This is a genomic window from Scandinavium sp., from assembly GCF_051650185.1.
In the GTDB taxonomy this organism is placed as follows: domain Bacteria; phylum Pseudomonadota; class Gammaproteobacteria; order Enterobacterales; family Enterobacteriaceae; genus Scandinavium.
In genome coordinates, this window is sequence record NZ_JBOFIN010000036.1 from 1 (window position 1) to 8,145 (window position 8,145).

Below are 8,145 nucleotides of genomic sequence, written 5' to 3' on the forward strand. Positions count from 1 at the left end.
GACAACGGGTGTTGTAAGGGCATGACACTCCTGATATAACTGCTGCGCCGTCGCACTGCGAAGGATTCCAGTGCGATATAAATTATAAAGAGAGGAAGAGAACAGTGAACAAATCTCAACTGATTGACAAAATTGCTGCGGGTGCGGATATTTCTAAAGCTGCTGCTGGCCGTGCGTTAGACGCTTTGATCGCTTCTGTCACCGAGTCTCTGCAGGCTGGGGATGACGTTGCACTGGTAGGTTTTGGTACTTTTGCTGTTAAAGAGCGTGCTGCCCGTACTGGTCGCAACCCGCAAACAGGTAAAGAGATCACCATTGCTGCTGCCAAAGTTCCGGGTTTCCGTGCAGGTAAAGCACTGAAAGACGCGGTAAACTGATCGCTTTCCCGTTAAGGGATCGTGACAAAGTACAAGGGCGCATCATCTGATGTGCCTTTTTTTATTTGTCCAGCCACACTTTCTCTGTTTTTAAGTGACTTGCAGGCTGACAATTGCCCCCCTTTCTTGTCAAAATACGCCCTCACGCGCAGCGCCAGTCGTGCTATGCTGTGCGAGGTAAAAAGTCACCTACAGCGGAGCGTTGTTACACCATGATGGACTCCTTACGTACGGCCGCGAACAGCGTCGTGCTCAAGATTATTTTCGGTATCATTATCGTGTCGTTCATTTTGACCGGCGTGAGCAGCTACCTGATTGGCGGGAACAATACCTACGCCGCGAAAGTGAACGGTCAGGAAATTAGCCGACCACAGTTTGAAAATGCCGTTGCCAGCGAACGTAACCGCATGCAGCAGCAGTTGGGCGATCAGTTCTCTGAACTGGCGTCTAATGAAAACTACATGACCACCATGCGTCAGCAGGTGCTGAACCGTCTTATCGACGAGGCGCTGCTGGATCAATATGCGAGACACCTGAACCTTGGCATCAGCGATGCTCAGGTTAAACAGGCCATCTTCCAGACTCAGGCATTCCAGTCGAACGGCAAGTTTGATAACGATCGTTTCAACGGCATCGTTAATCAGATGGGCATGAACGCCGATCAGTACGCGCAAGCCCTGCGTAACCAGCTGGTGACGCAGCAGCTTATCAACGCGATTGTTGGCTCTGAATTCATGCTGCCGGGTGAAACGAATCAACTGGCTGCGCTGGTTTCTCAGCAGCGCGTCGTGCGCGAAGCGACCATTGATGTGAACGCGCTGGCTGCGAAGCAGCAGGTGAGCGATCAGGAAATCAATAGCTACTACGAGCAAAACAAAAACCAGTTTATTGCCCCAGAGCAATTCCGCGTGAGCTACATCAAAATGGATGCAGCGAGCATGCAGGAAACCGCGTCTGACAGCGATATCCAGTCTTACTACGATCAGCATCAGGATCAGTTCACTCAGCCGCAGCGCGTGCGCTACAGCGTGATTCAGACCAAAACTGAAGCAGATGCCAAAGCCGCACTGGACGAAATCAACAAAGGCGCTAACTTTGCTGACGTTGCCAAAGCGAAATCGACCGACATCATCTCCGCGAAAAATGGCGGCGACATGGGGTGGCTGGAAGCGTCTACCACGCCAGATGAACTGAAAAATGCTGGCCTGAAAGACAAAGGTCAACTCTCTGGTGTGATCAAGTCTTCAGTTGGTTTCCTGGTAGCGCGTCTTGATGATGTTGTCCCTGCTAAAGTGAAACCGCTGGCAGACGTTCATGATGACATCGCCGCGAAAGTGAAACAGGAAAAAGCGCTGGATGCTTACTATGCGCTGCAGCAGAAAGTGAGCGAAGCGGCCAGCAATGACAACGAGACACTGGCTAGCGCGGCACAGGTTGCGGGCATGAAAGTGGTTGAAACCGGCTGGTTTGGCCACGACAACCTGCCGGCTGAGCTGAACTTCAAACCTGTTTCCGATGCCATTTTCAACGGCGGTCTGGTCGGTGAGAACGGCACGCCGGGCAGCAACTCCGACATCATCACTGTCGATGGCGATCGTGCCTTTGTTCTGCGCGTGAGCGAGCACAAAGCCGAAGCGGTTAAGCCACTGGCGGAAGTCAAAGACCAGGTTGTTGATATCGTTAAGCACACCAAAGCAGAGCAGCAGGCGAAGCTGGATGCAGACAAGCTGCTGGCTGAACTGAAAGCTGGTAAAGGTGATGACGCGATGAAAGCGGCTAATCTGAGCTTCAGCGCAGCGAAAACCCTGAGCCGTACCGGTCAGGATCCAGTGAGCCAGGCTGCATTCACCCTGCCGCTGCCGCAAAAAGATAAACCAAGCTACGGCGTGGGCACCGACATGCAGGGGAACGTGGTTCTGCTGTCGCTGGATGAAGTGAAAGACGGCACCATGCCGGAAGAGCAGAAGAAAGCGATGGTTCAGGGCATTACCCAGAACAACGCTCAAATTGCCTTCGAAGCACTGATGGCGAACCTGCGTAAAGAAGCGAAGATCAAGCTGGGCGATATCGTTCAACAGCAGCAATAACGTCGAGCACGCTCGCAGATTTTCGTAACGTACTGCAAAATTCAAAGGCCGCTTTCGCGGCCTTTTCCAATTCTGAACATTGCCTTTTGTGCTGATTTTTTTCTCCGGTTATGGTGGCCTCGCTGTCAACAAACAAGGAGATAACAGCATGAAATCAGGAATCAAAGTTTGTCTTATCGCTCTCTCAGTTGCCTTCTCAGTAATCGATTCACAGGCTACAGCCGCCCAGTCCGCTGGCAAAGCGCAGGCGGAAACGAAAGCCGTCACCGCGCCTGCCGCAAAAAGTACGGCAGCCCCGGAAAAGAGCGACAGTGGCAAAGTCAGCATCAACACCGCCAGCGCCGAAGAGTTAGCGCGTGCCATGAACGGGGTGGGGTTGAAGAAGGCACAGGCGATTGTCAGCTACCGTGAAGAGTATGGCCCGTTTAAAACCCTCGACGACTTGCGTCAGGTACCGGGAATGGGGGGCGCACTGGTAGAAAGAAATCTGCCGCATCTGATGCTCTGACGCGCGAAGGAGTTTGCACACCAGCAAAAAAATGCCAGACTAAAGAGGTCGTACCAGTGTGCGACCTCTGACTCTATTATTAAGAAAGGCTATTGCGCTATGCAGACACAAATCAAAGTACGCGGGTATCACCTGGATTTTTATCAACACGTGAATAACGCCCGTTATCTCGAATTTCTCGAAGAGGCCCGTTGGGATGGGCTTGAAAACAGTTCGGGCTTTCAATGGATGACCAAACATAACATCGCGTTCGTGGTGGTAAACATTAACATCAACTATCGCCGCCCGGCCGTGTTAGGTGATTTGCTAACCGTCACCAGTAAAGTTCAGCAACTTAACGGCAAAAGCGGTGTATTAAGCCAGGTTGTAACACTGGAGCCGGAAGGCGAAGTCGTTGCCGACGCGCAAATTACGTTTGTCTGCATCGACCTGAAAACACAAAAAGCGCTGCCTCTGGAAGGTGAACTTCGCGAACATCTGGAAGCGATGGTGGAGTAGCAGGAAAAGAGCCCCGACGCAGAGCGCGGCGGGGATTTACAGCGTTTACTTCAGGCCCGTTTTCGCCTTCATCGCCGCCATTACGCCCGCTTTATCAGCCATGTAGTGGTTCAGCCCGTTAGCGCGCAGTGTGCATGCTGCACAGTGTCCGCAACCATCGCCTTTGATGCCGTTGTAGCAGGTCAGCGTTTCGCTGCGCACTAAGTCGAGGTGCCCCCAGTAATCGGCCAGTGCCCAGGTTTCGGCTTTATCAATCCACATCAGTGGCGTTTCAAAGCGGATCTCTTTGGCCATGCCCAGATTGACCGCATGATTCAGCGCTTTGACGAATTCGTCACGGCAGTCAGGGTAGCCGGAGAAATCTGTTTCACAGACCCCGGAGATCACCGCTTCGGCCTGCACCTGGTAGGCGTAAATCGCCGTCAGAGTGAGGAACAGAATATTGCGGCCCGGAACGAAGGTATTGGGAATACCGTTGGCTTCTGGTTCGTAATCCGGCACCGGGATGCTGTCGCGAGTCAGGCTGCTTACCGCCAGTTCGTTCAGCAAGGTGACATCCAGCACTTTATGGGCTCTTGCACCCAATTTCAGGGCCAGTTCGCGGGCCACGTCGATCTCTGCGCGATGGCGCTGGCCATAATCAAAGGTCACACAGTGTACTTCATCATACTGCTGTAAAGCCTGGACCAGACATGTTGTCGAATCCTGACCTCCGCTGAACACCACCACGGCGCGTTTCATAGCAAATCCTGTCAACTTTTTGGAAAGCGCTATGGTAGCGCCTGAGCGTCGCGTCCACCAGCTTCACGACGCGCTGGATGCCGGAAGCCAGGCTTCGGTGAATTCAAACCAGCCACGGGCGTTGAGGCGAATTCCATTGACGCCCGGCGGCGCGCTGATCTTGTATTGATAGTTAAAGAGCGGCGTCAGCACCGCATTTTCCATCAGTTCCTGGAAAACATGCTTCAGCGCCGCATGCCGGGCTAACGGCTGTTTTTGGCTCTGAACGGTATCCAGTGTTTGCTTAAGTTCGGCATATTGCTCATCGCTTAACACCTGCGCCCAGAGCGAATCGCAGCGCAGCCATTGCTCAAGCGTGTATTCAGGCGCTTCACCAATCAGCCGATCTCCCATCATCAAATCGGCACTGGCCAATGCCTCGCAGCCATCCCAGGTTTTCGCATCATGGAACAGAAGCGTCAGTTTGCAGCCCAGTTTCTCTAAGGCCAGACGAAGTTGTTCGGCCATCGTGTGAAGCTCGACAGGCAAATGGTAAACGAGCGTCAGGGCTGACGGGAACGCGACCTCTGGAGCGTCCTGAGTCACCGGAATATCCCACCCCGGCAGAAGTTCATGGGTTGGCGTGATCAGATTTTCATCCAGAGGCAGGGTCTCCATCAGCGACGAATGATGGATTAAGGCAATGATTTTTTGTGCCTGGGCCGCGGTGAGGCAGGAACTTTTACGCAGTGTGAGGTAGCAGAACCCAAGGCTAATACTGTCGCTGACCAGCCGAAGTTTACGCAGTTCATCTGGCTCGCCAATGGCAATCTGTACCGGATGTCTACAGCTGGTACCCAAATCCTGTTCAAAAAGCTGAGGCGTTATCCAGAACTCAATCGCCTGCAACAGCGGGTGGCTCAGGTGATAACGATTGTGGCTTTCCAGCCTCACCAGTTCCGGTTCGAAAATTTTCAGCCGGAAAGGGCCTGTACCCAGCGTGACGTTATCCGGATGGGCCAGCACGCTGCAATAGCTCGCCAGACGATGCGCCAGCCAGAAGTCGGGTTTAGTCAGCGTAAACGTCAGGCACTGAGCGTGCGTCACTTCAATCTGCTCGACGCTGGCGAACAGTTTTCGCAACGCAGGAAGCGCAAGCAACATCTCCAGGCGTCGGTGAAGTTGGGCGGTATCGACAGGATCGCCGTTGTGCCAGTGCAGCGTTGAGCGAATGTAAAAATGCCAGCGTAAGCCATCGGGTGAAACTTCCCAGTGATGCGCCAGATCGCCAATGGGTTCATCGCTTTCAGTACCAAAGCGGGTCAGTCCGGAAAAAATCTGCCCTGCGAGATGCTGCTCTGCCCGCCCTGGCAGAAAACCCGGATGCAGTGAGTCAAGCGGGCGGTAATACGGAATACGCAGTGTCGGCGTGTTGTTTTGCCATTGTCCGCCCAGAAACGGATGCAGCAAGGCGCGCAGTTCTGGCGCATTAAGCTGTGCAAGCTCCAGCGCATTTTGCTGTTGGCCCTGAGTGAGCGCCTGCTCCATCATGTCGTTACGCAGAGCTTCTGGGGTGACCTGAAACGTCAGCGTTCCCCGTTTTCCCCGGCCTGACTGCGCCTGCCAGGTTAGCCAGCCGGCGTCCTGTGCCTGACGTAATAGCGTTCGCACATGCCGTTCACTGCAAAAGCACCGTTCAGCCAGTTCGGCTACGGTTATCTGCTGCGGTGCGCCGGAAGAGGGCTGCCACAAGCGTTGAAACTGATTGAGTCTGTTGAGCTGGCGCATAGGGTTAAATCCGGAACAATAAATAAGAGTTATTCAGTATTCCTTCCGTATATATCAGGTGATACTTTCCCACAAGCGACACTCATCACACTCCGGGGAAGATAATGGCAAGACTGGCTGCATTTGATATGGACGGGACGCTGTTGATGCCCGACCATCGTCTGGGCGAACAAACGCTGACAACCCTTAAGCGCCTGCATGAAAGGGAGATCACGTTGACGTTTGCCACTGGCCGTCATGCTCTTGAAATGCGTCATTTGATGGGCAACCTTTCCCTCGATGCTTACCTGATCACCGGCAACGGCACGCGCATTCACTCTCGTGAAGGCGATGTTCTGCACCGTAGCGATCTTGACCCGGATGTGGCTGACCTGGTTCTGCACAGCCACTGGGATACGCAGGCCAGCATGCATGTTTTCAATGACAGCGGCTGGCTCACCAACCGTGAAATTCCTGAAATGCTGCATGCCCACGTCTACAGCGGCTTTCGCTACCAGCTGTGTGATTTCAAACGCCTGCCCGCACATGAAGTCACAAAAATCTGTTTCTGCGGAGAGCATGAAGATCTCAATCGTCTGCGCATTCAGCTCAATGAAGCGCTGGGCTCCCGCGCACATCTCACGTTCTCGGCGTTTGAATGTCTCGAAGTGCTGCCGGTCGGCTCGAATAAAGGTTCAGCGCTTTCTGTGCTGAGCCAGCACCTTGGGATGACGATGGCGGACTGCATGGCGTTTGGTGACGCAATGAACGACAGCGAAATGCTGGGCCTGGTGGGAAGAGGCGTCATCATGGGCAATGCCATGCCGCAGCTCAAAGCCGCGCTGCCTCACTTACCGGTTATCGGGCACTGCCAGAATCAGGCGGTCTCACACTATTTGACTCATTGGCTGGACACTCCACATCTCCCTTATTCCCCCGAATGATTGAGACCCCTTCCAGCAAGCCGGACTTCCTTTGAAGCCCGGCTTTTTTCTTTTTGGCGTGAGCTAAAGTAGCGAAATACTGACTTAAACAGCGGGTTATGGGGTTATAAAATCTGTTCAGGCGCGTGATATTTTTCACCTTTTACATGTGAAGAATCCCAATGCTCATCCATAAAGTCGTTAAGCCTGATTTTGTCGAAAGGTTTAGCTGTGTTGGCCCGGAGTGCCTTATCTCCTGCTGTCAGGGCTGGAACATCGCCATCGACAAGAAAACCCACCATGCGTATCTCAACACCGATAACCGCGATATCGCCACGCTTGCGCAGGCCAACTTACTTCGCACCCGTAAAGGCAAAAGCAGTTATTCCGTGATCAAACTGAATAAAGAGGGCTTTTGTCCTTTTATTGCTGAGGACAAGTTCTGTCTGGTTCAGCGTGAGCTGGGGGAGAGTGCGCTGTCGCCCACTTGTTCCACTTATCCGCGCCTGAAGCGGCGATATGACGATGAAACGCGCCATTCGATGACGCTCTCTTGCCCGGAAGTCGCCAGACTGGTGTTGTTTGAAGCCGACAGTATGAGGCTGCATGAGCAGGAGTCTCTGCTGGCAAAAGGGAAGGTGAATCTGATTGGTCAGCGCCAGCCGTTGAACCAGGTGCAGCAGGTGGTCCATCTCTTTGCCTGGCATCTGGTTCAGGCTCCGTCGCGTCATATCGAAGAGAACTTGCAGGCGCTGGCGCAATTTATTCTGTATTTACAGCGTATTGATTTCAATCTGCACGCCAGATTTGACGAAGTCGCACACTGGCATGAGCAGCTAATGGCTGACTTACAGGCTGGAGTGAGCCTGGCGCCAGAGTTACCCGCGCAGGATGTGGTGCCGATGAAACTCAGGGCGCTGGCCGTGCTGGGAACGCTGATAGCCAAAGATGGCGCTCGTGAAGACCATCTCAAGAAAGGCCATCAGCACATTGCGACGTACCTCGATGTGGCAGAGCAAACGGATATCGGTCAGTTAACTGAAAAGTTTGCGGCTCTTGATAAGCAATGGCTTGCGTTGTGCGAGGACTCTTGTCTGTCTGCGCCGCATGTATTGCGCAACTTCCTGACCTTGTATTATCCCCCACGTGCAGAAAGAGCCGGCCAGTTCTTTCTGCCTGCAGTCCGGACGCCGTACCTGACCTTAGATTCTCAAATCTGTGGCGTAGATAATTCGCGCCGGACTGCACTTCTCCACATGTGATAA

The 8,145-nt window shown here is 53.4% G+C and carries 8 protein-coding genes; 6 read left to right on the plus strand and 2 right to left on the minus strand.

From position 1 onward, the window contains the following. Positions 1–104 precede the first annotated feature (104 nt). From hupB to ACRCWW_RS04890, 4 genes are all read left to right on the plus strand, one after another. On the plus strand, positions 105–377 hold the full coding sequence (gene hupB, locus ACRCWW_RS04875) for a nucleoid-associated protein HU-beta (protein ID WP_002444653.1): 273 nt from the start codon (positions 105–107) through the stop codon (positions 375–377). Between the two features lie 212 nt (positions 378–589). Continuing rightward, positions 590–2,464 (plus strand): peptidylprolyl isomerase, encoded by a 1,875-nt coding sequence (ppiD, locus tag ACRCWW_RS04880; protein WP_438681404.1) that lies wholly within the window; start codon positions 590–592, stop codon positions 2,462–2,464. A 148-nt stretch (positions 2,465–2,612) separates the two neighbouring features. Next, positions 2,613–2,972, plus strand: coding sequence for a ComEA family DNA-binding protein (locus tag ACRCWW_RS04885; RefSeq protein ID WP_438681405.1), 360 nt, complete (start codon positions 2,613–2,615; stop codon positions 2,970–2,972). A gap of 99 nt (positions 2,973–3,071) precedes the next feature. Continuing rightward, positions 3,072–3,470, plus strand: coding sequence for a YbgC/FadM family acyl-CoA thioesterase (locus ACRCWW_RS04890; protein WP_438681406.1), 399 nt, complete (start codon positions 3,072–3,074; stop codon positions 3,468–3,470). 45 nt (positions 3,471–3,515) lie between these two features. Here the strand turns inward: ACRCWW_RS04890 and queC are convergent, their stop codons facing one another. Together queC and ACRCWW_RS04900 are read right to left on the minus strand one after the other, a co-directional pair. Next, positions 3,516–4,211, minus strand: a complete 696-nt coding sequence (gene queC / locus ACRCWW_RS04895; RefSeq protein WP_438681407.1) for a 7-cyano-7-deazaguanine synthase QueC — start codon at positions 4,209–4,211, stop codon at positions 3,516–3,518. Between the two features lie 63 nt (positions 4,212–4,274). Further along, the gene (locus ACRCWW_RS04900) at positions 4,275–5,978 is read right to left on the minus strand and encodes an SgrR family transcriptional regulator (protein WP_438681408.1); all 1,704 of its coding nucleotides are present in this window, start codon (positions 5,976–5,978) and stop codon (positions 4,275–4,277) included. 104 nt (positions 5,979–6,082) lie between these two features. Here ACRCWW_RS04900 and cof point away from each other — a divergent pair, with 104 nt between their 5' ends. Together cof and fliB are read left to right on the plus strand one after the other, a co-directional pair. Next, entirely contained in the window at positions 6,083–6,901 is an 819-nt protein-coding gene (gene cof, locus ACRCWW_RS04905; protein WP_438681409.1) for an HMP-PP phosphatase, read from the plus strand. A 161-nt stretch (positions 6,902–7,062) separates the two neighbouring features. After that, positions 7,063–8,142 carry a flagellin lysine-N-methylase gene (gene fliB / locus ACRCWW_RS04910; RefSeq protein ID WP_438681410.1) on the plus strand — a complete coding sequence of 360 codons (1,080 nt, stop codon included), beginning with the start codon at positions 7,063–7,065 and terminating at the stop codon, positions 8,140–8,142. Positions 8,143–8,145: the final 3 nt, after the last annotated feature.